Below are 24,180 nucleotides of genomic sequence, written 5' to 3' on the forward strand. Positions count from 1 at the left end.
TTTTTTCGTTCTGTCATTCGTAATATATCTTATGGAATAACTGTTTTAAACGTTCCTTTTCTGCCCAAAAATTTATAATGGATCGCTCCACCTTCTGCTGTATTGAATACTTTTATTCCTCTTTCCGCGAGTCTGGTCCGCACCTCTGGATGCGGATGCCCATATCGGTTGTTTTCTCCAGCTGAAATCAAGGCGGTATCAGGATCGATTTCCTCAAGGAAAGCATCACTTGTTGAAGTCAGGCTGCCATGATGCCCCACTTTCAGCACATCAGCTTTTATTTTCCATTTCCGGATCATTTCCTTCTCCCCTCCGGCTTCCAGGTCCCCGGTGAACAGCCATCTTTTTCCTCCAAACCTGCCATACAAAACGAGCGAATCATCATTCCCTTCATATTGATTATCAAAAGGAAATAAAACCATAAACTCCCCATGATTTGTGCTCCAGTTTTCTCCTGCTTTAGATTCCCTGACCTTTATACTCAATGATTCTGCTGTTTCCATAATGGAATGCATGACTTCACTTTCCTGCGAACCGGGCGTGACCAGAATTTCTCCGACCTCTATTTCCCCCATCAGTTCTGCAGCCGCACCTGCATGGTCAAAATCACTGTGTGTCAAAAACATCTTATCGATCTCTTCTATTCCCTTGCTTTTTAATAAAGGCACAAGAACATCACTGCTCAGGGAAAATTCCCGGCTTCTTCTTTGCCATTCTTCTTTAGGGAAATTCATGACTCCTCCTGTATCGATCATGTATACCCCTTCATTGAAGGGCAGATCGATAATGATGCAATCTCCTTGTCCGACATCTGCAACAATCAGTTCCCCATAAGGGTTAAGAACCGGAGAGACTTTGTGAAACCCCAGAAGCAGGAAGATAGGAATCAAACCAGTCAGCCACTTTCTCTTCTCCGCTTTCATAAAAAAGAAGACAATGGATAACGTGCAGAAAAGAGTGAGCAGTATGGAAGGCCGGCCAGCGGAAAAGGTGATAAATGGCAGAGTATTGAACCGGGCAGAAACATAATCTGCAGCAATGACTGCCCATTTCATTAGTGGGAACAGAAGGTCTGCAGCAGGGGGAAACAGCAGCATAGAAATAAATGAAAACAAGGATATAGGGAGAAGGATGATTGTGAAAAATGGAACATAGATGGAGTTCAGAACAAATCCAATAAGGGAAAATTCATAGAAATGCCAGAGAAGGACGGGGATGGAACAAATTTGGCATACTCCTGACACCATGAAGACCATCATCCATTTCTTCTGGACAAAAGCGAGGGTCCGGGAAGATAAGATAAGGGAAAAACTGACGAGGAATGACAATTGAACCCCTGCATTTTTTAAAGCGGAAGGGTCAACGAGCATATACAGAAGGAAAATAATTGATACTGCGTCAACAGCGTGAATCTTCAACCGAAAAAAACCAGACAGGATGACAGCCCCCATAATCCCCGCAGCTCTAATAACCGGCGGTGCCGCTCCCGTCAACAACACATAGAACGGTAAGATGACCAGAAGCATTACCTTAACATGCTCCTTCGCAAATCCCAGCCTCAACAGGAGGAAGTACAGCACAGCAAACAGCATTCCGACATGAAGGCCGGAAATTGCCAGGAGATGAATGACACCCAGCCTTTGATAAGCCTCAAGTGTATCTTCTTCTATTAAATCCCTGTGTCCGAATATCAGCGCTGCCGCAATACCGGCGGCCTGTTCGGGAAACTTCTCCTGAATGGATTCAATTCCTTTTTCACGCCATTCTCCAACCATCGTTATTAATGATTTTTTCCGGTGGGAACATTGTGCTTCTGAAAGGCTGTTGACTTGCAAGATCCAATGAATGTTTTTCCCTGCAAGGAAATCACGGTAATCAAAACTGTTCATATTCCTCCCCTGTCCTGGTTCTGAAAGATCACCTGATACATTGCAAATCAACCCGGTGAAGCTCGATTCTTTCAGCTGCTTTTGTTCCTGCTCATCAGGAATCCTGTAACGGAGGACAACTGACTCTCCATCGGATGTCACAGCTTCCCCCATTAAACGGTCTCCATCAATGTCCGGCCTCTCTTGAAATTCAACGGAAAATGCAGTCTGAAAAGGAGAAAGTATGGTGGTAGCCCTATTAGAATGGGAAAGGGAAAGAAAGAATGATGCAGGCAGAAGGAGTAAAGAGAAGAAAAGAATGGATAAAGGCAGTTTTCTGCTGCCTAAGATCAGGAGGAAAATAAGGAGAAAAAAAGCACCCCATTTGAAGTGAAGTGCAAATGATGTCCCTGTGAGGTATGCCAGGGCGTAATAGATGAACTGTCCTTTTTTCACTGGCAGTTACTCCTTGAAAAGATTTTCATGCTGCCTTTGCAGCTCAATAAGCTCTTCTGACGGCAGTCCAAGCTCCTCAAGTTTAACAAGCATTTCGCTGCTCAATCTACTTTCTTCTTCCTTCGTTTCGCTTTCAAAAGGCACCTGCTCAGTCTCTACACCCGCCTGCTGGAATAACTCAATTGCATAAGGGTGATTTTTATAGTTTTCAGCGAAATACACCTTTCTGATGCCGGCTTGTATGATGGCCTTGCAGCATTGCAGGCATGGGAAATGTGTGACATAAATTTCTGCTCCGTCTGTCGGTACCCCGAATTTCGCGCACTGAATGATCGCATTCATTTCTGCATGTATGGTGCGGACACAATGATTATCGATTACATAGCAGCCTTCATCCACACAGTGTACTCCTCCAGTTATCGAGCCATTATAACCCCCTGCAATAATCCGTTTATCACGGACTATGGTCGCTCCCACTGTCAGGCGTGTACACGTGCTCCTCAAAGCAAGCAAGTGTGATTGCGCCATAAAATAATGATTCCATGATATTCTTGTCATAAAAAAAACTCCTTTGGGTCTTCGTATTCTTGAATCAAGTGTATCTGAAAATAAGGAATCCGGCAAAAGGATTTATTGCTTGGATCAATTTATGATAATAGTTTCTTTCAGCCTGTCGAAAGTGGCTTCCCCAATTCCCGGGACACTCTTCAACTCATCAAGCTCCTTAAAAGGACCATTCTCTGTTCTGAAGTCAACAATAGCTTTTGCTTTTGCCGGTCCGATTCCCGGCAACCCATCGAAATCCTCCTCTGATGCTTTATTAATATCCAATAACCTTTCTTGGGATTGATCATCCAGGGAGCCTGCATAATTTTCTTCGCTGTACTCCCCTTCTTTCGGCACATAGATCACCATTTCATCCGTTACCTTCCTCGCAAGATTGACATGTTCTTCCCCTGCATCATCAGTAAAGCCGCCGGCTCTGATTATCAGGTCATTCACTCTTTCGCTTTGAACCGCTTTATAGATGCCCGGACTTTGGACGGCTCCTTTAACGTCCACGAAAATTTCCATGTTCAGGCTTTCTGCAGGTTCTTCCTCAGCAGGGACTCTGAACTCCGGAACAGATTCAGGAACGGGTTCCTCTTCGATATCAATCTTTACGTTTTGTGCAGAGTGATAATAGATTGAAAAGCCCGAAACCAATAATACGAGGACAACGATCACCAGCACCTTATATTTGTCAAAGAGAGTCTGCAGCTTTTCCATCTCCTTTTCTTGTAATAATAAGACTTCAAAAATCATAGGAATGATAAAGGAAAGCAGGTTGAAATTGACTTCTTTATACTGAGTGAAACCTTTATTAATGTGTGTTTTATCTGGATTGTGTATAACGTTATTCACTCCCCCTGAATATATGGATTTGTCTGAAGTCAGAATGGAGGAATATTTTAAAACCTGGACTATGAGCACACTCACAGAATCTATCCGGTACAGTCGGCAAATTTTGAGAACCATCCGGAAACAACATATTTAAAATGCGTGAGAAGGAGGGCAGTGTATGAAGGCAGGAATAGTTGGAACAGGGAATATGGGCGGCATTCTGCTGGAAGCATTCATTGAGTCAGGAGCACTTTCTCCTTCTGACCTCAATGTCATTAACCGCACAAAGGAAAAAGCGGAGCATTTCAGAAAAAAACATGCAGGTCTTACAGTATACGATGATCTAGCAAGCCTCATCAAGGATTCAGATGTGGTTTTCATATGTGTAAAGCCCTTGGATATTTATGAGCTTTTAGAACACAGCCAAAGTTACTTCACCAAGGAAAAATGCATCGTGTCGATTACAAGCCCCGTCAGTGTTCAACAGGTTGAGTCCCTTGCAGGCTGTTCCTGTATGAGAGTGATTCCAAGCATCACGAACCGGGCTCTTAGCGGTGTCTCCTTATTTTCTTTTGGTTCCCGGTGTACGAAGGAATGGCAGGATGCAATATGGAAGCTGATGGGCTCCATTTCCACTCCTGTCACCATCGGCGAGGACATCACCAGGGTCTCTTCGGATATTGTCAGCTGCGGGCCCGCTTTCTTTACCTATTTAACTCGGAAGTTTATTGAAGGAGCGACGAGTGAGACAGAAATCGATGAACGTACGGCAACCATCCTTGCATCAGAAATGCTTATCGGGCTTGGGGAGCTTTTGAAGAAAGAAATATATTCTTTGGAAGCCCTTCAGGAAAAGGTATGTGTTAAAGGCGGCATAACCGGGGAAGGAATTTCTGCAATGGAAGCAGAGATCGGGGAACTTTTTCACGGACTGTTCAGAGCCACTCATAAAAAATTTGATGAAGATCTGAGGGAAACGCGGCATCAATTTGGTTTGTGACTAACTTATTCTATTCTACATTCATTTCTCAATTCCTTTAAATTTATCAAAACAGAAGCGGCCATTTTGCGATGGCCGCTTCTGTTAATAAATTATTTCTTTTTACAGGCAAAGAAAATCCTTTCACTTTGGTCACCTGGCCCGGACTCAGTAAAATCAGCTGTCACTTCAAGCACTTCAAGCCCTGCTGCATTGAGCCAGTTTTCCAAGGTGAGGATTGGATAAGTCCTTTGATGATGAAATTCTTCAATCCGTTCATACTGCCCCGTTTCAACATCCCTGACAAAAAAAGTCAACTCATGTTCAACACTGTTCGGCGCTTCTCCAGGAAAGCAATCCCAAATATAAGATACATCTTCATCAGTGAATGTGAATGTCTCATTAGTAAAGATTTGCATGATCTTGAAAATCGAGTGAACATCAAATAAAAAGATCCCATCATCAGCCATATGCTCCCTGACTCTCTTGAAAGTGGACAGAACCTTTTCTTCATTATCAAGGTAGTTCAATGAATCACAGAAAATAGTGACGATATCAAACCGGCCCAATCCTTCAAGTTCGCTCATGTCCTGCTGGAATAAAGTCAGGTTCATGCCTTGTTGTTCAGCTTTGTCCCTGGCAACGAAGAGCATGTCCTCGGATAAATCGATTCCGGTTACAGTATAACCTTCTTTCAGGAGCCGGAGAGACAATTCTCCAGTGCCGCATCCTATATCAAGGAGCTCTTTTCCTGTGACTGAGTACAAACGTGCCTTATCTCCCACGTATTCCACCCAGGAATCATAAGGGACATCTTGCATCAGGTAATCATATATATAGGCGAATTGCTGATAACTCATTGCTCGATCTCGCTGCTGAACTCCACAATCGGGGCATCTCCCCAAAGCCTTTCAAGTTTATAATAGTCCCTTTCGTCGCGATGGAAAACATGGGCAACCACATTCCCCATATCTACAAGCACCCAGCGGGCTTCATCAAAGCCTTCCATACGTTTTACATCACTGCCATTTTCCTCGGCCTTTTCCTTCAGCTCACGGGCGATTGCCTGAACCTGTTTGTCGGAATTACCATGGCAGATGACAAAGTAATCAGCAATCAGGGAAATGCCTTTCATATCAAGAGCCACTATATCCTCCGCTCTTTTGTCGTCAGCTGCTTTAAATGCTATTTGAAGCAAGTCTTTACTGTTCATCAAATCAACTCCTATTATTAAGAACTAAATCATTGAATGTATTGAATGTATCAGGGAAAACAGCCTGATTCTTCTTCAGGAGAAACATGATGGTATTCCGGATGGACGCAATCAATGCCTCTTCAAGATTATGTTTTGCAAGTTCCCTCACTTCATCCACACCCGGAAAATGCCTTCCCGGCTCGATATAATCAGCAAGATAAATGACTTTTTCCAAGTCTGACATTCCCGGCCTGCCTGAAGTGTGGTAACGAATGGCATCCAGGATATCTTCATCTTCCATGGCTGCTTCTTTCTGAACAAGATATGCTCCGACAGGTGCGTGCCACAATTCAGCATTATAAGATAAGAGACGTTCATCCATTCCTTGCGTTTGAATAATTTCCTTCATCTCTTCCTTTGGACGGAATTTCGCGTAATCATGGAAGATTGCAGCCATTTCTGCTTTATACTTATCCACGCCATATCTCTCTGCAAGCTTTCCCGCCGCTTCCACGACCCCGAGTGTGTGCTGATAACGGTGGTCCGTCAGCTGCTCCTTAACAAGAGCAAGCGCCTTATCCTTCTCCATACAGTTTCTCCTCTCTTATAAAATCTGAAACCTTTTCAGGGATGAGATAAGCAACGGTCTCTCCGGAAGCAACCCGGTCCCTTATCAAGGTAGAGGAAATATCGATTTGAGGAATTTCAACCATCACCACATTATAAGGGGATTCCGTTTCATATCCCGGCCTTTTTACCCCTGCAAATTGGATGAGCTGTGAAAGCTCTTCAATTTTATGCCACTTAGGGAGATATTCAATCATATCCCCCCCTATGATGAAATGAAACTCAGCATCCGGCTCCCGCTGGAGCAGCAGCCTGACTGTTTCATACGTATAGGAGGGACCGTCCATTTCCAGTTCAATCGTTTCCAGCACAAACCCTGGATGGCCTTCTATTGCTTTGCTGACCATTTCTTTCCGCTGGGCAGCAGAAGTATCACCTTTGATTTTTTTGTGGGGAGGAATCCCTGCCGGCATGAACCTGATCTCATCCAAGTTTAGTTTGTGCAATACCTCATTTGCGATAATCAGATGGCCTATATGGGGAGGGTTGAATGTTCCTCCTAAGATACCGATACGTTTTCCCATTTTGGACCTCCTTATTTAGGAAGTGCGATTTTTTTATTTTCCTTGGATTCTTTATACAGAATGATCGTGTGACCAATTATCTGCACAATCTTTGCACCGGTTCCCGAAGCGATTTCGTCTGCAACGGTATTCTTATCGTCTTCACAGTTTTGCAGGATGCTGACTTTAATCAGCTCCCTCGCTTCAAGCGCCTCGCTGATTTGAGTGTTCATATTTTCATTGACTCCGCCTTTTCCTACTTGAAAGATAGGATTAAGGTGATGAGCCTCAGAGCGTAAATACCTTTTTTGTTTACCAGTTAACATATTAACCTCCCAGTTGTTGTTGGACAATTTTTCTCATACGATTGGAATCAGGTTTGATTCCTGTCCATAGTTCAAATGCCAGTGCTCCCTGATGAACGAACATGCCGATTCCGTTGACACCCTTTCCGCCCAGCCCGCGGAATGCCTTAATGATGGCTGTTTCCCTAGGGTTATAAATAATATCAGATATGAATGCACCTTTTTTAATACGGGTGACATGAAGCGGCATTTCATCGGTATCAGGGTACATGCCGACAGATGTGGTTTGGACAATGATATCATATTTCTCCAATCCTTGTTCAGCCTTCTGCAGCGATAAAGCCGCAGAAGAACAGGGGTATACGCATTCGTTTATGATATCTTTCCCTCTTTCGGAGGTTCGATTACAAATATCAATATTTTGGATGCCTGAAGCTGCCAAGGAGTGAAAGATCGCTCTGGCAGCACCGCCGGCACCGATGATCAGTACATTTTTGTCTTTCAAAGGAAAAGGGCAGCTTTCCTGCAGAGATTTCAAGAACCCCATTCCATCGGTGTTATAGCCGATGAATCGACCGCCATCTCTTACAACTGTATTTACCGCACCAATTGACTCTGCCAGGGGGTCGATTTCATCCAGCAGTGGAATGATGGCACTTTTATGAGGAATAGTGACATTGAAACCTTTGATGCCTAATACCTTTAAGCCGTCCACCGCTTTTTCCAGTTCATCGCTCCTGACAAGAAAGGGCTGATACAAGCTGTCTATGTCGTTTTCCTTGAATGCATCATTGTGCATATGCGGAGACAACGAATGACCAATGGGATTTCCGATTACCCCATATAATGATTTCATCCGGAACCCTCCCTTTCAACCTGAATCATGTCTCTTCTCGCAAAAATGTTTCTTTTGTAATGTCCGGAAAGATTCCAAACAGGGGGAACTGCTCATTTACTTCTAATTAACTAAGCTTCTTTAGAGAAATCAAGGCCGCGCCATTCTTTAGGACATTACATGAAATAGCAGCAAGATTCCTGCAATGAGGCTAAATCAATGATTTCCTTAAGAAGACACTTACACCTTTCGGCACATGTGCAGCTATTGTTGCACCCGGTTCATTGATGGTCACCCATCCAAGGCCGGAAAACACTATATCTGTTTTGCCCTCTTTGACTTTAAATTCGTGACGGACCAATTCGGGAAACTCACCCATGTCATCCTTCCTTGGCGGCTGCAGCATTTCCCCCGCATGGTTCCTGTAAAGCTCATCCGCATTTTCCACTTTGGTACGGTGGATGTTCAATTCATTGGAAAGATAACAGGTGAAGGAACGCCTTCCCCCACTTAAATAATCGAAACGGGACAAGCCGCCGAAGAATAACGTTTGGCCTTCATTCAACTGAAAGACTTTGGGTTTGATTTCTTTCTTTGGTGTGATGTATTTCAAGTCCCGTTTATCTACATAATGTGCCATTTGGTGATGGTTGATGATTCCCGGTGTATCAATCAAAGCTTCTCCATCATCCAGTGGAATTTCGATCATGTCCAGAGTTGTGCCGGGAAAGTGGGAAGTCGTGATGATATCCTGTTCACCAGTTACATGGTGGATGACACGGTTAATGAACGTCGACTTCCCGACGTTGGTACATCCCACAACATAGACACTTTTCCCCTCACGGTAATGCTCAATCGTCTCGACAGCTTCTTCGATGAATTGGCCTTTCGCAGCACTCATCAATTTAACATCCACAGGCTTAAGTCCAAGCTGTTTAGCCTGGAATTTCATCCAATTGATCAACTTGGAAGGCTTGACCGATTTGGGAAGGAGGTCTACTTTGTTCCCGATCAAAAGAACAGGGTTGTCACCGACAAACCGGTGAAGCCCAGGAAGCCAGCTGCCGTTGAAGTCAAAGATATCTACGACTTTAACAATCAGGCCTTCGCCTTTTCCGATTTCATTCAGGATCTTTAAAAAGTCATCATCTGTCAGAGAAACATCCTGTACTTCGTTGTAATGCTTCAAGCGGAAACACCGTTGACAAACAATTTCCTCCTTCTCCAGTGATGACGGCGGCGCATATCCTAATTTCTCCTTGTCTTCCGTCTGAATGCTGACTCCGCATCCGGTACATACAATTTTGTTCACTTTTCTTCCTCCCATTGAATCATGCCCTTGCGTTTGAAAAAGTTCATGATCCTTCTTTCGACTCTCCGGTTGAATTTGGTTATAAACCCATCTGTCTGGGCAACAGGAACAACAAGAATTGTATAAAAACCGCTTCTGTTACCTCCCAGGACATCCGTAAGAAGCTGGTCACCGACTACAACAGTCTCTTCCCTGGCTACACCCATTGATTTCACTGCCCTTCTGAAGGCACGCCCCATCGGTTTTCTCGCCTGATGGATAAAAGGTATATTCAAAGGCTCGGCAAAGCGCCTGACCCTCTCTTCATTATTATTGGAAACGACAGTAACCTTGATCCCATTATCCTGCATCAGCTTAAACCATTTGATGAGTTTAGGGGTTGCCTGAGCCCTGTCCCATTCAACAAGGGTGTTGTCAAGATCGGTGATGATTGCCTTGATTCCCTGTTCCTTTAATGTTTCTGGTTTTATTTGAAAGACATCTTTAACTTGTTCATTAGGCAAAAAAGATTTTAACACGTTTTAACACCTCTAACTTTCCTATTCTACCGCTATTATCATAACCAATTTTCCCTTTAGATTCAAAATTAACCATTTAAATATAATTGCCGACGAACTATTCTAACATCAATTCATGCTTCAAGCACCGGTAAATTGATAATTACTTAAAATCTACTGATACAGGCTTCAAAGAATTCCATTCCGTAGAAATTCCAAATAATTTTCGACAAAATTCCGGAAAATTAAACTGTGGATAACTTTATGCACATTATCCCCTAAGAAATACTGTAATATTTTCCCTTTATAAACAACTTAACCACAACTTATCCACTTTATCCTGTGGATAAAGGAACGCTTGTTCTGTAATAGTAAATTTGGTAGAGTAATGATACAAAGTTAAAACCTACTACTTTATGCGATAAAAATTAAAAGATGACACTTTCTTGGAGGTGAACTGTGTGCGTAAACTTTCTGATGACTTGTTGATTGAATCGTATTTTAAAGCGAAGAATCTTAAACTCAACCCAGAATTTATCCGCCTCATTGAAACTGAAATTCACCGTCGGTCCCTGTCCTACCGCATTAGAATCTCCTCATAGACATTACCATTGAGAAACAGGCGTGTGCAGCGCCTGTTTTTCTTGTTCAGAACATGCCCAAAATATAAAAACCCCCCTGCCAGACAAGGGAGTAGTCATTTCCTTGATATCTTTCCAATCCGCTGGCCCATCTTTACTTTTCCTGGAACTTGGAGTGATTGATCCAGTTCAAATCCATCCTTTTCAAATAGCAGGATGACCGTAGAGCCGAAAGAGAAATAGCCGATTTCCTCCCCCTTTTCCCACTCGTCACCTTCATGTGTATATTCAATCGAATTCACAAACATCGCACCAACCTTCACAAGGCACATCTTACCGGATGCATGAACTGCCTCCGTTACGGACCGGAAGTTCTTGGACAACGTCCTCACCCCCAACCTGAGACCCAGTTCATTGACAGGATATGAATGCCTTCCAAGCTCCCATCTGTCAAGCATAGCTGCCTTCAGCGGGCTGTGGATCCGGTGATAATCAGCAGGGCTCAAATACAAGATCATGTACCGCCCGCCTTCATAACCGGCTGCTTTGTCCCTGCTGCCGAGCATTTCTTCTATTGAATAATCTTTTCCTTTGACATGCATGTTCAAGGCAGGCGATACCAAACCGGTCTCCGCCATTAATCCATCCACAGGGCTTATGACATCTTCGGCCCCGCCCCCTGCTATTCTTGCTCCCTCTTTTAAGCGTCTGATAAAAAACGAGTGAAGGTCAGGATAGGATTTAGCATCCTTTTCGATTTCATCGCTATTGATATTATAGGCCTTTATATAAGAAGGGATGAACCTGGCACTTATGCCCGACCGTACGAATCTTCTGAGCAGGAAGGATGTCCACTTTTTGTTGGTAAGTTCGATACAAAGACGATAAAACGTTTTTCTCAACTTTGCAGCTCCTTAAATGTTAGTTGTACTTATTATTATACACTTGTCCTGAAACGTCCACCTTTTTTTGCAGGAAAACCAAGGGTTGATTTCAGCTGCAGGATGCTCAGCTCAGCGGGGCGGGCGGTGAACTAAAAAGCGGAAGCGGCCGCTCAGCGCCGTACGAACTGGAAGGCTTACTCATGAGATAAAGGAATCACGAAGAGCGTTAGCGATTCGATGATGACTTATCGCAAGGAGGGAGACTGAAGTTCGATAGCCGTTGGGGCCAAGGAGCTGGATTCGCAAGGAGAGAAACCCACATCTGCTAGTCGCTAAGTCCGTTCCGGTGGGTACGGACCCTCGGCCGCTGGCGCTGGATGAGTCCCGCTAGTCCCGCAGGAGATCACGCATCCTTCCGCTCCAATCATTTTGTCTGAACTAAAATATATAGGGATCTACATTTTTTAAAATGTAAAGATACTTCTCTCATGCTGGTTGATGTTACATTACACTTTAAAAGTCACATAGAAAAGATGAATACCCGGGTGTGGGTTCACCCGGGTATTCATCTTTCATACTGATAATATTGCCAGCAGCCAAACAGGAAAAGGAGAATGAGCAGGACAACAGCCAGCGCCAAGTAAAAGCCTCCATAATTTACAGGCGGCGGATAAACAGGAGCATAGTAATACGGATAACCGTATACCATCTTTTACATCCCTCCCATACATGTTGTTATAAATATCCTATGCAGGCTGGGGCATCCGTGTATAGGCTGCTCCGTGATACATGCCTGCATCCAAAAAATCTTATCACTATGCACATCAGCGTTCAAACTAAATTGAAAGGACGTGCAAGGACAGAACAGTTTAAACATATGATGCATTATAGGCTAAAGTCCTTCACTGGAGGTGAAAGTATGTCCGCGATCACTGCAGCTATTGGTTACTTTCTAAAAGAGTTGATTTTTCTTGTTTCCTATGTAAAAAACAACGCTTTTCCACAACCGCTTTCATCACAAGAAGAAAAAAAATACTTACGCAGGATGGCTGATGGTGACGAAGAAGCCAGGAATATATTGATTGAACACAATCTCCGGCTCGTTGCCCACATTGTGAAAAAATTCGAAAATACCGGAGAAGATCCGGAAGACCTCATCTCGATCGGCACGATCGGTTTGATCAAAGCGATTGAAAGTTATTCAGAAGGAAAAGGGACCAAGCTCGCCACCTATGCCGCCAGATGTATTGAAAACGAAATCCTCATGCATCTCAGGGCGCTGAAGAAAACGAAAAAGGATGTTTCGCTCCATGATCCAATCGGCCAGGATAAAGAAGGGAACGAAATCAGCCTGATTGATATACTGAAGTCAGATGCTGACGATGTCATTGAAACAATCCAGTTAAGCATGGAACTCGAAAAAGTAAGAAAATATATATGTGTGTTAGACGACCGGGAAAAAGAAGTCATCATCGGCCGCTTTGGACTGGACATGAATGAGGAAAAAACCCAAAGGGAAATCGCAAAGGAACTGGGTATTTCAAGAAGCTATGTATCGAGAATTGAAAAGAGGGCATTGATGAAAATGTTCCATGAATTTTACCGGGAGGAAAAAGAAAAACGGCAATCTTCCTGATTGACTCCAAGCGGGCAGACATCAGTGTATGCCTGCTTTTTTTTATTTAATAAAGAACCCGGTATTTTCGTCCGGCCTGAATCACTTGCAGAACCGGTTTATAGAAAAAAAGAAATGGTGCTTCTAATCCAGGATTGAACTCTTTCGCCAAAAGGGATCAATAAGGGTTTTGCTTTTCGTAAACTTTGTTGCTATTATCTATACATTTCAAATCAAGTCTGGAAAATCTCTGTAAAAACCCGGGTGAGCAGGGAAGAAAAGAGCTGCCCGTTCTTTTTCGAGAGTAAAACCTTTGAATACAGGGGAAAAAATCCGGAACCTGGGATTTTTCCGAAAGCAGCAATAAATGCGAAAACAGCCTTTTTGTATGAACAAAAGAGATCATCCCAAGGGATCATCTCCAATCAAAATGAACATTCATTATTTCTTTAGTCTACACTTACTTCAGCAGCAATGATGATACCGATAGCGGTTGTCAGCAATAACCCCATGATCATAGAGAACACGTTCTCCACTCTCCTTCTCATATAATGGATGATTTCTTACTTTTATTTTATTACAAGAAACCCCAAAACCATGGAGAGAAAGTGAACAGTTATTTACTAAGCGGTGACAACTTTGTGAAACACTTCACTTCTGACGAAAACAGCCTGAAAAGTAAAAAGACCGGATGGGCCCCAACGCCCACCGGTCTTTAATGTTATTTGCGCTTTCTTCTCTTTAATCTTAAAGTCAAAAGGGTCACATTCAAAAACATACCTCTCACCTTTCCCAATTCATTCTGTTATCTTTTTTTGATGACATAATATCCTGAATCGCGGGAAAGAGGGAACAGCCTGCCGGTTCGTTATGCAGAGTCCTTCTCCACCCACAGTGCATTCAGACGCTTCTCCTGATAAAAAACCATACCTTTTTCTCCTCTCCATTTTTTATAGGTTCATTAGAACAATCTTACAGATTCCTGCCTTAATTTGTTTTCTTCATACCGCTTCGAGACTATGTGATCGTGATCATACTCTTCAAACGTCCGATTACGTTTTTTGATGGTTATACTCATGAATAAAATATTTAATGTCATACTAACACCTCCCCTTCTTAAGGGTTGTTTTTCACCGCCCCTCACCGGGCTTAAATTAGAACATGGAAATGGTCTGTTGTTTCAACTTGTTTTCTTCAAATTGCTTTGTCACCATCAACTCATGATTATATTCATCAACTGTGCGATTCCGTTTTTTGACCGTCACGCTCATAAATAAAATATTCAGCGTCATATTAACACCCCCTTGTAAATTTGGTTTCATGCCATGAAAAAAAGCCGCAAAGAGACATCTCCCCGCAGCAGGCATAAAAAAGCCGCGGGAATGCACACACTCCCGCGGCTTGGCATGATTAATTAAAGTTACGAAATAATCAATCCATCGGCGATCGAATGTGTATAGAAATATTCAGTTGATGCGATCATCTTCTTTTCTGCTTCAGCTTTGAACAACATGTCATTCGACCTCCTTTTCTGATTGTTATTTCCTTACAGAGGTAAGTATATCCAATTCAACAGGAAAAGTAAACCATTTTTCCGCCCTTTTTTATAATAACTTTTTTTGAAGACAAAAAAAACCTGGCAGGGAAGGTCCCCATCCAGGTCATATTGCTACATATTGATTTGCTCATCATCCATTTCAGAAAGCTTTTTTTTCAATCTGGCAGCCTGAAAGAAGAACAGCCCGGATAACCCAAGCATAACGACCGTTCCGCCCATGAGCACGTAAGTTTTAAGAAGTGTCTTTTCTTCAAGTGGCAGTACAGCACCCAAATATAAAAATACACTCATTGATACCAATACAAAAGCAAATCGTTTATAATCTATGATTTTATCATTTAAGGTTTTTTGGATATTTTTCAAAAGAAATCCCTTCTTTCATCTGGGTTTCAACTAATGATTCACTGAAAAACTCTATTTCCACTCTAACATAGAAAGAGGGCTGTTTATTCATGTAAATCACACCAAATGTGGAAGAAGGGATTTATTTGCGGCCAGGCTGTCCCTGCCTTGAACCTTGATCTACTTTAGTTTAGATACCATTTTCATAACAAGGTTGGCAGAATTAACTGCCGCTGTTTCCAGATATTGATCAAAGGAAACATGTGATTCTTTTCCTGCAATGTCAGAAAGTGAACGGATGATGACAAAAGGGACCTGGAATTGGTGGGCAACCTGCGCTATAGCAGCTGCCTCCATCTCGACCGCCTGGAGATTTTCAAATTTACCGCGAATGGCTTCTACCCTTGCCGGATCATTCATGAAAGAGTCACCAGTAGCAATCAGCCCGGATACAATTTTTACATCAGAGGTTTCTTTTGCGCTTTCTGCAGCAATCTCTTTCAATCGTTCGTCTGCTGCAAATGCTGCAGGCAGCTGAGGTACTTGCCCATATTCGTAGCCGAATGCCGTTACATCGACATCATGGTGCCTCACATCTGTAGAAATGACGACATCTCCGACATTGAGTTCTGCGTCAAATCCACCCGCAGAACCTGTATTGATGACACAATCCGGTTTGAATCTTTCAAGCAGGACTGCCGTGCTCATTGCTGCATTGACTTTTCCAATCCCGGAACGGAGGAGTACTACCTCCACTCCATGCATGACACCTGAAGTATACTGGCTTCCGCCAATGACCTCTTCGCTGACGTTTTCAATATTCTCCCTAAGCAGTCTGACCTCTTCCTCCATTGCACCTATAATGGCAATTCTCATTTTCAATACCTCATTTCATTCACATTATTGTATACTCTTTATGTACGTTGTTATTTTAACCTAATAGCAATCTGTTTTCCACATCACGGCATGAATGAAGAATGAGGAGGTTTCCATGAATATCGAATTTGATTTGATTCAGGACAAAATTGAGTTTTTTGAAGCAAGGGATTTGCAGACACTCGAAAAGAAAATAAATGAACAAATTGGACATAACAAAAGCATCCTTCTATCTGTCCATTCGGTTTCACACCAAGTCACGTTAGATGGGAAGGGCCATCCATTATACACAGCAGCAGTACATTTCAAAGCAAAAGAAATGAATTAACTAAAGCGGCAGTGCCTTGATCAGCCCCGACAGGCATCAGTCAAGACGGCAGGAAGGCGGCTCTGCATTGTTGATGAAATAAAAGAAGGCCCCTTACCGAAAAACGGGAAGGGGCCTTGCTATTTAATCTTTATCATTCTCAATGAGTTCTTCCATCTTCACAGGTTTCCATCCTTTTCCGTCCACCCATTGAAGGTAAACCCTGTAAGTTGTCGATTGATCCTTCGGTGCCACGGTCCCAATGGCTTTATCAGGTCCACCGTTTCGCTCCAGCCACCAGACTGTCATGTTATCTTCAGGGAGTCCGGTTGCATATGACAGCGCCTGGACTTTTTCCTGCCAGTCCGCGGAATCTTCTTCATATTTGGCTACATGCTCTCCTGTCTGCTGTGTACCAATCGGCTTCCAGGCAGGATTCACGATTTCCTTTTTAACATTTGGCGCATCGCTTTCCTTTACAATTTTCTTTTTGTCATCGGAAGACTCTTTCTCTTCTTTTTTATTCTCTTTTTCTTTCTCTTCTTTTTTATCCTTGTCCTCATCTTCTGCTAACGCTTCTCCATCAGCAACCGGCTTATCTTCGTCTGCATCCTCAGAATCTGTCCCTGTTTCTGAACCATTCTCATTGGAAGATTCTTCATCTTCTGCTTCTTCATTTTCATCTGTTGAAGTATCAGCTGCAGGCTCCTCTGTTTCCTCTTCTTCGTTTGATGAACTGCTGTCAGCTACTTCATTTGAAGGTGATTCGGCATTATCCCCGGCTGCCGGCTCATTATCATTTCCAAGAAATATAGTTGCCCCTACAATAGCAATAAGCAGCAATACAACTCCAATAAGGCTGTTTAAGACCACATTGGATTTCTTCTTGGCCCTTTTATCTAAACGCGAATTATATTTCGGCATTCATTGTACACTCCTCTTCAACATTCTGCCCTACTAGGCTCTTTTTCTCTTTTACCCATTCTATCATGCAAATAAATTCATCAAAAGAAATTTCATCAAAAATAAGAAGGTTTTCCTATCAGGATTCTGCTTCCATTTCACTGTTTTCATAGAGCATATCAGCTATATCCTTGAATACGGGATAGATGCCTCCTTCGTATTCCAACACATCCATATTCACGACTGCCAGGGCATACTTGGGATTATCAAAAGGAAAATAACCCGCAAACCACTTATTATACAGTTCTTTTCCATCGACCGACCGGCCTGTCTGAGCTGTTCCCGTTTTCCCGGCAATCTCATAGGAAGCAGTGTTTAAAAACCTGGCCGTCCCTGTCTCTCCTGCTACAACGTTTCGCAGATATTGCTGCATCTTCATGGCTGTATAGGGGGACAGGGCATGCTTTTCCAATTCCTGTACGGGAAAGTCCACCAATTCAGTCCCATTTTTGTACTGGATTTCACTGACGGTCCTGACACTCTGCCGCGTGCCCCCCCTTGCAATGGTCGCCATCATGTTGGCAACACCGAGCGGCGTCACCCTTACTTCCCGCTGCCCGATGCCTGTCTGAGCTACATAACCGGCTTCCTTTTTCTCATCCTCATTTATGAATATCCTGCCTCTATCAATCGGCAGCTGCTCAAAGTTTTCATAATGAAAGATGCTGCCTTTCCACCCAATATCACCAGTCAAACCAAGCCTTTCAGCATAGAGGTCAAGTGTCTTATCATCCTTCTCTATCAAACTTTTGGCGATATCAGCAAATGTCCTGTTGCAGCTGACTGCAAAACTTTCATTGATATTAATAGTGCCGTGAGGATTTGGAGCAGGCTTTCCATATATCGTTTCATCACAGTTGAAGACCACATTTTCATCGATTAGATTTAAATCAATCGCCGCAGAAGCAACGACTGTTTTAAAAACAGAACCTGGAACAAGCTGGGTCGTCATTAAATTCTTCGCTCCATCGTCTGAGAAAGGTTCACCTTTCTGGACCACAGGCCTGGAAACGCTCGCTAATACATCGCCGCTTTCAACATCCAACAGGACCGCACCGCCCCTTTTTATATTGTGTTTGTCCACCAGTTCTTCCATCTTCAATTGAAGCCCCGAATCTATCGTTGTTTGAATATCAAGTGGATAAAAAGGGTTGGCTGCAGCAAGATATTTCACATCAACCCCGAACAGCGGCCCTCCTCTTGCATCAACATGATAAATCAGCTTCGATTCCTGCTCTGCTATCATCCACTCATCGAAAGATTTTTCCAGTCCGGATATCCCTATCTTTTGCGTAGCTCCTTTAACTCTATCCGGATACCTTTCATGAAACCTTTCTTCATTTTCCCCTGTCAATCCTATCAATTGCTGGGCTGCGACTGTGTCTTTAGGATATTTCCTCTTTAATGCAAACACCCCTTTAAGCTCCAGCCTGTTTATTTCATTCATTTGGTTTTCATTCAGTATGTAAGGAGTCTTGCCTCCGTAGACGAATGGCTCTTTTGCCTCTTCTATTTCTCCCAGGAGCCGGTTCTCGTTTATTTGAAGGATGTCTGCTACCTTCGCGGCATCCCAGTCGATCCTTGCTAGAAACGGAAACAGCACCAGGACATTTTTGGATTCATAATTTATTGATTCACCCTTCCTGTCAAGGAATGAACCTCTGCCTTCATCTATGATCAATTGCTGAGTCCTTTGTTTGACACTGTTTTCAATCAAGTTGACTTTATGCTCTGAAAACGCCTCTGCTTCCATTAACTGAATCTGGACCAGTCTTGTAAGAAGACCAATCATTATGACCAGCACAACACCACTGAAAAAGTATATTCGTTTTTTTCTCATCTAGAACACCTCGTCAATCAGTGTTGACTTTTTGGCCGGAAACATACTCTTTTCCGGCGGCCCTTTTTAAAACTTGCCTGCAGAAACCCTTGCGCTTTGTAAAAATCTAAAAAATGAGCTGCCCTCTTAGAAAAAAGCTGATACGAAGAGGAAACTCTCATTTCTATAAAAAAGTGATGGAAGCAAGCTGCTTCCATCACTTCATATCCCGATTATTTCACTGCTGTAATCTTTACACTCATTTCTCCGCCTGGTGTTTGAATCGTTACCTGACTGCCGACTTTGTGTCCAAGAAGGCTCTTGGCAATCGGGGAATCATTTGAAATTTTTCCTTCGAACGGATCTGCTTCTGCGCTTCCGACAATTGTATAGGTTTCTTCCTCACCGTCAGGAAGTTCGATGAAGCTTACAGATTTTCCAAGTGTGACAGTATCCGAATTCATTTCATCTTCCTGGATGATTTTAGCATTCCGGATCATATTTTCAAGTGTGGAAATCCTTCCTTCCACGAACGCCTGCTCATCTTTGGCAGCGTCATACTCGGAGTTTTCTGACAGGTCACCGAAACTGCGGGCTATCTTGATTCTTTCCACCACTTCTTTACGCTTGACTGACTTTAACTGTTCAAGCTCTTTTTCTAACTTCTCTTTACCTTCTTGAGTCATTGGGTATACTTTTTCTGTTGCCAAAATACTTCACTCCTTAAAAAGTAGTAAGAACCTCCTACAGTCCTTTATGTACATAGACGTGCGTCTTGTGCGCTGAAATTCCTCAAAAGATTTTAATTTTAGGGAATGGACACCAGTGGGTTTTACCCTCATCGTCCATTCCCTAAACAAGGATTTCCGCTCGTAATTGGTTCCTTTGGGAAAAAAATACTGTATGTTTTTATCTATGCTATCGTATTACAAAAATGATTTTTGTTCAAGAATTGTTTGAATTTTTGTTACCATTAGGTCGATGGCGACATGATTATGCCCGCCTTCAGGAATGATGACATCCGCATATCGCTTTGTCGGCTCGATAAATTGATTATGCATCGGACGTACAACGTTGATATATTGCTCAATGACAGAATCGATGGAGCGCCCGCGTTCCTTTATGTCTCTCAGCATTCGGCGGATAATCCGCAAATCGGCATCTGTATCTACATAAAGCTTAATATCCATTAAGTTACGCAATCTTTCATCTTCTAATACCAATATTCCCTCTAAAATAATCACGTCCTTAGGTTCTACCAGAAGGGTTTCCTCTGAACGTGTATGCATTTTATAGTCATAGACTGGTTTTTCGATACTTTCATGCTTCAATAGTTTCATTAAATGTTCAATCAGGAGATCATTGTCGAACGCCAATGGGTGGTCATAATTTGTCTTCAATCTTTCCTCAAAAGGCAGATGGCTTTGATCTTTGTAATAATAGTCCTGTTCGATCATCAAGATGGAATGTTCTTGAAAAGATTCATATATGGAGCGGGTGACACTTGTCTTTCCCGACCCCGATCCTCCGGTTACACCGATTACAATTGGCTTGGGACTCATTTAATAGTGAAACTCCTTTCATATATCATGCTGCAGACTCAATTATTGCTTAAGTCTCATGTCGTTTTTATTCAGGGTGCTATTTCTTTCTGCTGACAGCGATACCGTCACCAACCGGGATGATCACTGTTTGATATTCAGGGTGATTCATCAGCCAATCGTTGTAATTCTTAAGCTTTTTCACCATTTGACGGATTCGTTTATTCTCTACTTCTTCCTCTGCAACCATTCCTTTGAACAGAACATTATCAGAGTAGATGACCCCTTCATCTGTCAGGAAAGGAGTATAAAGATCAAAGAACTTCTGATATTGGCCTTTTGCTGCATCAATGAAGATTGCATCAAAAGGTCCTTTCCCTTCAACCTCGTGTACTTTTTCCAGCGCATCGCCAAAGATGATGTCAAGCTGGTCCTTTTGAGGCGAGCGCCCTGTAAAGTCAATAGCTTGTTTATAGCGTGCTTCGTCCCTTTCCAATGTCACTATTTCAACACCTGGAAGGGCTTCTGCCATTCTCAGTCCGGAATATCCGATTGCTGTACCGATTTCCAGGATCCTTCCCGGCTTTTGAATCCTCAGCAGCTGCAGAAGGGTCTCAATGCCTGCAAGTTCCATGATCGGCACGTTCTCTCTTTGAGCGAATTCTTCCATCTCAGTCAAAAGATCGTTCCGGTCTCCTATCAATGATTCAATATAAACATTTACTGCACTATCCAAGGCATTCACTCGCTTTCCGGTTTCTTCAGGCAATCTAATAGGAGAATAACTGCTTCCTATCAGCAAATTATTGTTGTCTATTTCCGTATAATTGCTGCTTTAGGGGTACTGGAAGCTTTCTCTCGACAGGGGTGCATCCCTTTTGCCTGCAAACAAAGGACTAACTGAAGATTGTCATCAATAGTATCGAAATAGCAGCAGCGTTCTACGAAAAAAGCCGTATTAAAAGCCTACATAAAAGTAGAAAGCCCGCAAGCTTTCTACCTGAAATATATAGTCATTCATTTACATGTATCTAAAAAAACACTTGTATTATTTTAGCACATAAGAAAGAGGAAAGCTAATAAACTTTCCTCTATGGTTCTATTGTTCCGAAGTGATATATTTAGCCTTCTTCTCATTATGTTCATCAAGTGTTTCTGAATAATATACCGTACCTTCTTTTGAAGCAAGGAAATATAAATATTCCGTGTTGTCAGGGTTGAGTACGGCTTCAATTGATGAAATTCCCGCATTTGCAATCGGCCCAGGCGGAAGTCCCCGGTTCTGATAGGTATTATAAGGCGAGTCTACCTCCAAGTCATCATACACGGTTCTGGACTTATGCTCTCCTAACGCATAAAGCACGGTCGGGTCAGTCTGCAGCGGCATTTCCTTTTCCAGCCGGTTATAGAATACACTGGATATTTTGCCTCTGTCCGCCTTTTCTGTTGCTTCCTCTTCGACCAATGAAGAGAATGTCATCAGTTCATGAATAGAGAAATCCTGTTCCACTCTGGAAGTTTCATACTGTGTCAGGACATCCTGGGTTTGTGAAACCATCTTTTCAATGATAGTGTTCAATGAAGGTTCTTCTTCATAAAATGGGTATGTTGAAGGATACAAATATCCTTCCAAGGGATGTTTGACGCCATCTGCCATGATATCCTCTTTGACAAGGAGATCAGGGAACTTTTCAATCAGCCCTTTGATAAATTTCTCGTCATCTAATTTCTTGATGATTTCATCCGTTTTGTAAGGTGTCTTCTCCGCAATCTTCTCTGCAATCTGATCTAATTGAAGTCCTTCGGGAACTGTGATTTTGAATTCAGCTTTCATCATTACTTTTCCGGTCTTTAAGCTTGTGATGATTTCATCCAGGGTCATGGCTGGTGTTAGATCATAGTTGCCTGCTTGAAATCCTGATTCGTTATTAAACTTGACATAATATTTGAAAACATGGGCATTCTTCACAATGCCGTTTTCTTCTAAGATATTTCCGATTGAGGTCACACCAGAGCCGATCGGGATTTCCACTTTAACAGCCTTATTATTATCTTCGTCGACAGGCTGAAGTGCCGATTTAACGTACAGATATCCGCCGATCGCTGTACCTCCGACAATGATTAACAGTGCAAGCACAATGATCCCGACAATTTTTCTGATGACCTTCGCTTCTTCTTTTCGCTCTATTAATTTTGATAAGAGAATTTCTTTTTTGGATTTCTTTTCTTCACTCATTCTATATATCCCCCTCTTGAGAAAAAACGGGGTTCCCCCTTAAATTTCGACATGCATCTTTTATATTATACTATATTTCTCTGTCAAAAAAAGAGGACTTTCTGCAAAAAAGGAATCTTCTTTCCATTTGCAGGAAGTCCTCTATCCTATCAGCCCCTGATTGACTGTAACTTAGACCATTCCTGCTTTTTCATACATGACCTGCGGGACTAACTGCAATTCATGTACCAATCACTACAGCCAGGCTATGACTCATGTATCAATCACTGTTTTTTCATACATAATCTCCGGCAATGGCCTCTTCTCATGTACTAACCACCGTCATTTTCATACATGATCTATGGGACTGTCTGTAATTCATGTACCAGTCACCACTATAAATATGCCTGCGGTGCAGCGGCTTGGTATCAGGTGCTGATTGCCAAAAATCAAAAAGGACGGAACCATGAATGGTTCCGTCCCCGGCGGTACATATTCTTATTCTTCTTCCTCATCAAGGAAGGTTTCAAGCATTTCTTCAATCATGTCCCATTCTTCTTCGGTTTCGATCGGCTTCAATTCGCCTTCTTCGCCTTCGTCTCCAGGAACGAATGCAGAGGCATGGATTTCGATTTCTTCTTCTCCATTTTCATCTGCTCCTACTGGATAGTAAAGTACATATGATTTGTTGAACTGATCCGATTCAAAAGTGAAAAGAACTTCACAAAGCTGTTCGCTTCCTTCTTCATCGATAATTGTGATTTGCTTTTCGCCGTGTTCCATATTTATACACCTCTTATTTTTGGCTGTCCAAATATCCTTGGAGGATAAAAGCTGCAGCCATTTTATCAATTACTTTTTTCCGTTTCTTCCTGCTGACGTCCGCTTCCAGTAATATTCTTTCCGCAGCCATCGTGGTTAAACGTTCATCCCACAAAATAGTTGGAATACTCAGCTTGTCCTCCACCAGTTTAGCATACTTTTGTGATGCTTCTCCACGGGGACCCACTGTATTGTTCATATTTTTCGGGAAGCCGATAACCACTTTTTCGACCTCGTATTCTTTTATTAGTTCTTCCACCCTCTGCAGGCCGAATTGTGACTGGTCCTCATTGATGGAAATCGTTTCGATGCCCTGGGCGGTCCATCCCATGGCATCGCTCACTGCTACGCCGACTGTCTTCGAGCCGACGTCAAGTCCCATAACGCGCATCCTTTACCCCTCTTTATGCTGTTTTAAATAAGATTTAACCAGCACTTCAATGATCTCATCCCGTTCTAAACGACGGATGATGTTACGTGCATCTTGATGTCTGGGAATGTACGCAGGATCACCGGATAGCAGATAACCTACAATTTGATTGATTGGATTGTATCCTTTTTCCTGTAAAGCATTGTGAACCTGGAGCAGGACCTCGTTGACATCCTGTTCAAATGGTTCATCCGGAAAATTGAATCGCATTGTTTTATCAAATGAGCTCATCTTTCGCACCTCTCTTCAGGCTTGGTGTATTCTGTC

The 24,180-nt window shown here is 42.7% G+C and carries 30 protein-coding genes; 4 read left to right on the plus strand and 26 right to left on the minus strand.

Going from position 1 to position 24,180, the window contains the following annotated elements:
- Positions 1 to 29 precede the first annotated feature (29 nt).
- The 3 genes from D3H55_RS03280 to D3H55_RS03290 form a co-directional block, all read right to left on the minus strand.
- On the minus strand, positions 30 to 2,324 hold the full coding sequence (locus tag D3H55_RS03280; RefSeq protein WP_168412943.1) for a DNA internalization-related competence protein ComEC/Rec2: 2,295 nt from the start codon (positions 2,322 to 2,324) through the stop codon (positions 30 to 32).
- Positions 2,325 to 2,330: 6 nt separating this feature from the next.
- Entirely contained in the window at positions 2,331 to 2,882 is a 552-nt protein-coding gene (locus tag D3H55_RS03285; RefSeq protein WP_119545488.1) for a ComE operon protein 2, read from the minus strand.
- 84 nt (positions 2,883 to 2,966) lie between these two features.
- Entirely contained in the window at positions 2,967 to 3,728 is a 762-nt protein-coding gene (locus D3H55_RS03290; protein ID WP_168412944.1) for a helix-hairpin-helix domain-containing protein, read from the minus strand.
- Between the two features lie 157 nt (positions 3,729 to 3,885).
- On the opposite strand from D3H55_RS03290, the gene comER reads away from it, so the two are divergent.
- Positions 3,886 to 4,707, plus strand: a complete 822-nt coding sequence (gene comER, locus D3H55_RS03295; protein ID WP_119545490.1) for a late competence protein ComER — start codon at positions 3,886 to 3,888, stop codon at positions 4,705 to 4,707.
- Positions 4,708 to 4,799: 92 nt separating this feature from the next.
- Here the strand turns inward: comER and D3H55_RS03300 are convergent, their stop codons facing one another.
- The 8 genes from D3H55_RS03300 to D3H55_RS03335 form a co-directional block, all read right to left on the minus strand.
- The gene (locus tag D3H55_RS03300; RefSeq protein ID WP_119545491.1) at positions 4,800 to 5,546 is read right to left on the minus strand and encodes a class I SAM-dependent DNA methyltransferase; all 747 of its coding nucleotides are present in this window, start codon (positions 5,544 to 5,546) and stop codon (positions 4,800 to 4,802) included.
- Positions 5,543 to 5,899, minus strand: a complete 357-nt coding sequence (rsfS, locus tag D3H55_RS03305; RefSeq protein WP_119545492.1) for a ribosome silencing factor — start codon at positions 5,897 to 5,899, stop codon at positions 5,543 to 5,545. Before rsfS ends, D3H55_RS03300 begins: the two co-directional genes overlap by 4 nt.
- A gap of 4 nt (positions 5,900 to 5,903) precedes the next feature.
- Positions 5,904 to 6,470 (minus strand): bis(5'-nucleosyl)-tetraphosphatase (symmetrical) YqeK, encoded by a 567-nt coding sequence (yqeK, locus tag D3H55_RS03310; protein ID WP_119545493.1) that lies wholly within the window; start codon positions 6,468 to 6,470, stop codon positions 5,904 to 5,906.
- Complete coding sequence (locus tag D3H55_RS03315; protein ID WP_119545494.1) at positions 6,457 to 7,032, minus strand: nicotinate-nucleotide adenylyltransferase; 576 nt, start codon at positions 7,030 to 7,032, stop codon at positions 6,457 to 6,459. The genes yqeK and D3H55_RS03315 overlap by 14 nt, the downstream gene beginning before the upstream one ends.
- Before the next feature lie 11 nt (positions 7,033 to 7,043).
- Positions 7,044 to 7,337, minus strand: a complete 294-nt coding sequence (gene yhbY / locus D3H55_RS03320; RefSeq protein ID WP_119545495.1) for a ribosome assembly RNA-binding protein YhbY — start codon at positions 7,335 to 7,337, stop codon at positions 7,044 to 7,046.
- A gap of 1 nt (position 7,338) precedes the next feature.
- Positions 7,339 to 8,172: a shikimate dehydrogenase gene (aroE, locus tag D3H55_RS03325; RefSeq protein WP_119545496.1), complete on the minus strand. Its 834-nt coding sequence runs from the start codon at positions 8,170 to 8,172 to the stop codon at positions 7,339 to 7,341.
- A gap of 190 nt (positions 8,173 to 8,362) precedes the next feature.
- Positions 8,363 to 9,478, minus strand: coding sequence for a ribosome biogenesis GTPase YqeH (gene yqeH / locus D3H55_RS03330; protein ID WP_119545497.1), 1,116 nt, complete (start codon positions 9,476 to 9,478; stop codon positions 8,363 to 8,365).
- Positions 9,460 to 9,981, minus strand: a complete 522-nt coding sequence (locus D3H55_RS03335; protein ID WP_119545498.1) for a YqeG family HAD IIIA-type phosphatase — start codon at positions 9,979 to 9,981, stop codon at positions 9,460 to 9,462. The genes yqeH and D3H55_RS03335 overlap by 19 nt, the downstream gene beginning before the upstream one ends.
- A gap of 440 nt (positions 9,982 to 10,421) precedes the next feature.
- Here D3H55_RS03335 and D3H55_RS03340 point away from each other — a divergent pair, with 440 nt between their 5' ends.
- Complete coding sequence (locus D3H55_RS03340) at positions 10,422 to 10,562, plus strand: sporulation histidine kinase inhibitor Sda (protein ID WP_119545499.1); 141 nt, start codon at positions 10,422 to 10,424, stop codon at positions 10,560 to 10,562.
- A gap of 95 nt (positions 10,563 to 10,657) precedes the next feature.
- Here the strand turns inward: D3H55_RS03340 and D3H55_RS03345 are convergent, their stop codons facing one another.
- Both D3H55_RS03345 and D3H55_RS23985 read right to left on the minus strand, forming a co-directional pair.
- Positions 10,658 to 11,443 carry a phosphatidylserine decarboxylase gene (locus D3H55_RS03345; protein ID WP_119545500.1) on the minus strand — a complete coding sequence of 262 codons (786 nt, stop codon included), beginning with the start codon at positions 11,441 to 11,443 and terminating at the stop codon, positions 10,658 to 10,660.
- Positions 11,444 to 11,990: 547 nt separating this feature from the next.
- A complete protein-coding gene (locus tag D3H55_RS23985) occupies positions 11,991 to 12,134 on the minus strand; it encodes a hypothetical protein (protein ID WP_168412945.1) in 144 nt (47 codons plus the stop codon).
- Between the two features lie 210 nt (positions 12,135 to 12,344).
- Here D3H55_RS23985 and sigK point away from each other — a divergent pair, with 210 nt between their 5' ends.
- Complete coding sequence (gene sigK / locus D3H55_RS03350) at positions 12,345 to 13,061, plus strand: RNA polymerase sporulation sigma factor SigK (RefSeq protein WP_119545501.1); 717 nt, start codon at positions 12,345 to 12,347, stop codon at positions 13,059 to 13,061.
- Positions 13,062 to 14,001: 940 nt separating this feature from the next.
- On the opposite strand, the gene D3H55_RS03360 is transcribed toward sigK, so the two are convergent.
- The 4 genes from D3H55_RS03360 to mtnN form a co-directional block, all read right to left on the minus strand.
- Positions 14,002 to 14,139, minus strand: coding sequence for a YrzI family small protein (locus tag D3H55_RS03360; protein WP_119545503.1), 138 nt, complete (start codon positions 14,137 to 14,139; stop codon positions 14,002 to 14,004).
- A gap of 55 nt (positions 14,140 to 14,194) precedes the next feature.
- Positions 14,195 to 14,332 (minus strand): YrzI family small protein, encoded by a 138-nt coding sequence (locus D3H55_RS23990; protein WP_168412946.1) that lies wholly within the window; start codon positions 14,330 to 14,332, stop codon positions 14,195 to 14,197.
- A 377-nt stretch (positions 14,333 to 14,709) separates the two neighbouring features.
- Entirely contained in the window at positions 14,710 to 14,961 is a 252-nt protein-coding gene (locus tag D3H55_RS03370) for a YrhC family protein (protein WP_119545505.1), read from the minus strand.
- 159 nt (positions 14,962 to 15,120) lie between these two features.
- The gene (gene mtnN / locus D3H55_RS03375; protein WP_119545506.1) at positions 15,121 to 15,816 is read right to left on the minus strand and encodes a 5'-methylthioadenosine/S-adenosylhomocysteine nucleosidase; all 696 of its coding nucleotides are present in this window, start codon (positions 15,814 to 15,816) and stop codon (positions 15,121 to 15,123) included.
- A gap of 115 nt (positions 15,817 to 15,931) precedes the next feature.
- On the opposite strand from mtnN, the gene D3H55_RS03380 reads away from it, so the two are divergent.
- Positions 15,932 to 16,144: a YrzA family protein gene (locus tag D3H55_RS03380; RefSeq protein ID WP_119545507.1), complete on the plus strand. Its 213-nt coding sequence runs from the start codon at positions 15,932 to 15,934 to the stop codon at positions 16,142 to 16,144.
- 123 nt (positions 16,145 to 16,267) lie between these two features.
- Here D3H55_RS03380 and D3H55_RS03385 read toward each other — a convergent pair whose 3' ends face one another.
- The 9 genes from D3H55_RS03385 to D3H55_RS03425 all read right to left on the minus strand — a co-directional run bounded on the left by D3H55_RS03385 (position 16,268) and on the right by D3H55_RS03425 (position 24,144).
- On the minus strand, positions 16,268 to 17,047 hold the full coding sequence (locus D3H55_RS03385; RefSeq protein ID WP_119545508.1) for a DUF1510 family protein: 780 nt from the start codon (positions 17,045 to 17,047) through the stop codon (positions 16,268 to 16,270).
- Positions 17,048 to 17,165: 118 nt separating this feature from the next.
- On the minus strand, positions 17,166 to 18,926 hold the full coding sequence (locus tag D3H55_RS03390; protein WP_119545509.1) for a peptidoglycan D,D-transpeptidase FtsI family protein: 1,761 nt from the start codon (positions 18,924 to 18,926) through the stop codon (positions 17,166 to 17,168).
- A 212-nt stretch (positions 18,927 to 19,138) separates the two neighbouring features.
- Positions 19,139 to 19,615 carry a transcription elongation factor GreA gene (greA, locus tag D3H55_RS03395; protein ID WP_119545510.1) on the minus strand — a complete coding sequence of 159 codons (477 nt, stop codon included), beginning with the start codon at positions 19,613 to 19,615 and terminating at the stop codon, positions 19,139 to 19,141.
- A gap of 216 nt (positions 19,616 to 19,831) precedes the next feature.
- Positions 19,832 to 20,467 carry a uridine kinase gene (gene udk / locus D3H55_RS03400; protein ID WP_119545511.1) on the minus strand — a complete coding sequence of 212 codons (636 nt, stop codon included), beginning with the start codon at positions 20,465 to 20,467 and terminating at the stop codon, positions 19,832 to 19,834.
- 79 nt (positions 20,468 to 20,546) lie between these two features.
- The gene (locus D3H55_RS03405) at positions 20,547 to 21,182 is read right to left on the minus strand and encodes an O-methyltransferase (protein ID WP_119545644.1); all 636 of its coding nucleotides are present in this window, start codon (positions 21,180 to 21,182) and stop codon (positions 20,547 to 20,549) included.
- Positions 21,183 to 21,545: 363 nt separating this feature from the next.
- On the minus strand, positions 21,546 to 22,682 hold the full coding sequence (gene mltG / locus D3H55_RS03410) for an endolytic transglycosylase MltG (RefSeq protein WP_119545512.1): 1,137 nt from the start codon (positions 22,680 to 22,682) through the stop codon (positions 21,546 to 21,548).
- A gap of 477 nt (positions 22,683 to 23,159) precedes the next feature.
- Positions 23,160 to 23,444, minus strand: a complete 285-nt coding sequence (locus D3H55_RS03415) for a DUF1292 domain-containing protein (protein ID WP_119545513.1) — start codon at positions 23,442 to 23,444, stop codon at positions 23,160 to 23,162.
- A 13-nt stretch (positions 23,445 to 23,457) separates the two neighbouring features.
- Positions 23,458 to 23,874, minus strand: coding sequence for a Holliday junction resolvase RuvX (gene ruvX / locus D3H55_RS03420; RefSeq protein ID WP_119545514.1), 417 nt, complete (start codon positions 23,872 to 23,874; stop codon positions 23,458 to 23,460).
- A 3-nt stretch (positions 23,875 to 23,877) separates the two neighbouring features.
- A complete protein-coding gene (locus D3H55_RS03425; protein WP_119545515.1) occupies positions 23,878 to 24,144 on the minus strand; it encodes an IreB family regulatory phosphoprotein in 267 nt (88 codons plus the stop codon).
- Between the last annotated feature and the right edge of the window lie 36 nt (positions 24,145 to 24,180).

This window comes from Bacillus salacetis (genome assembly GCF_003581585.1).
In the GTDB taxonomy this organism is placed as follows: Bacteria; Bacillota; Bacilli; order Bacillales; family Bacillaceae_B; genus Rossellomorea; species Rossellomorea salacetis.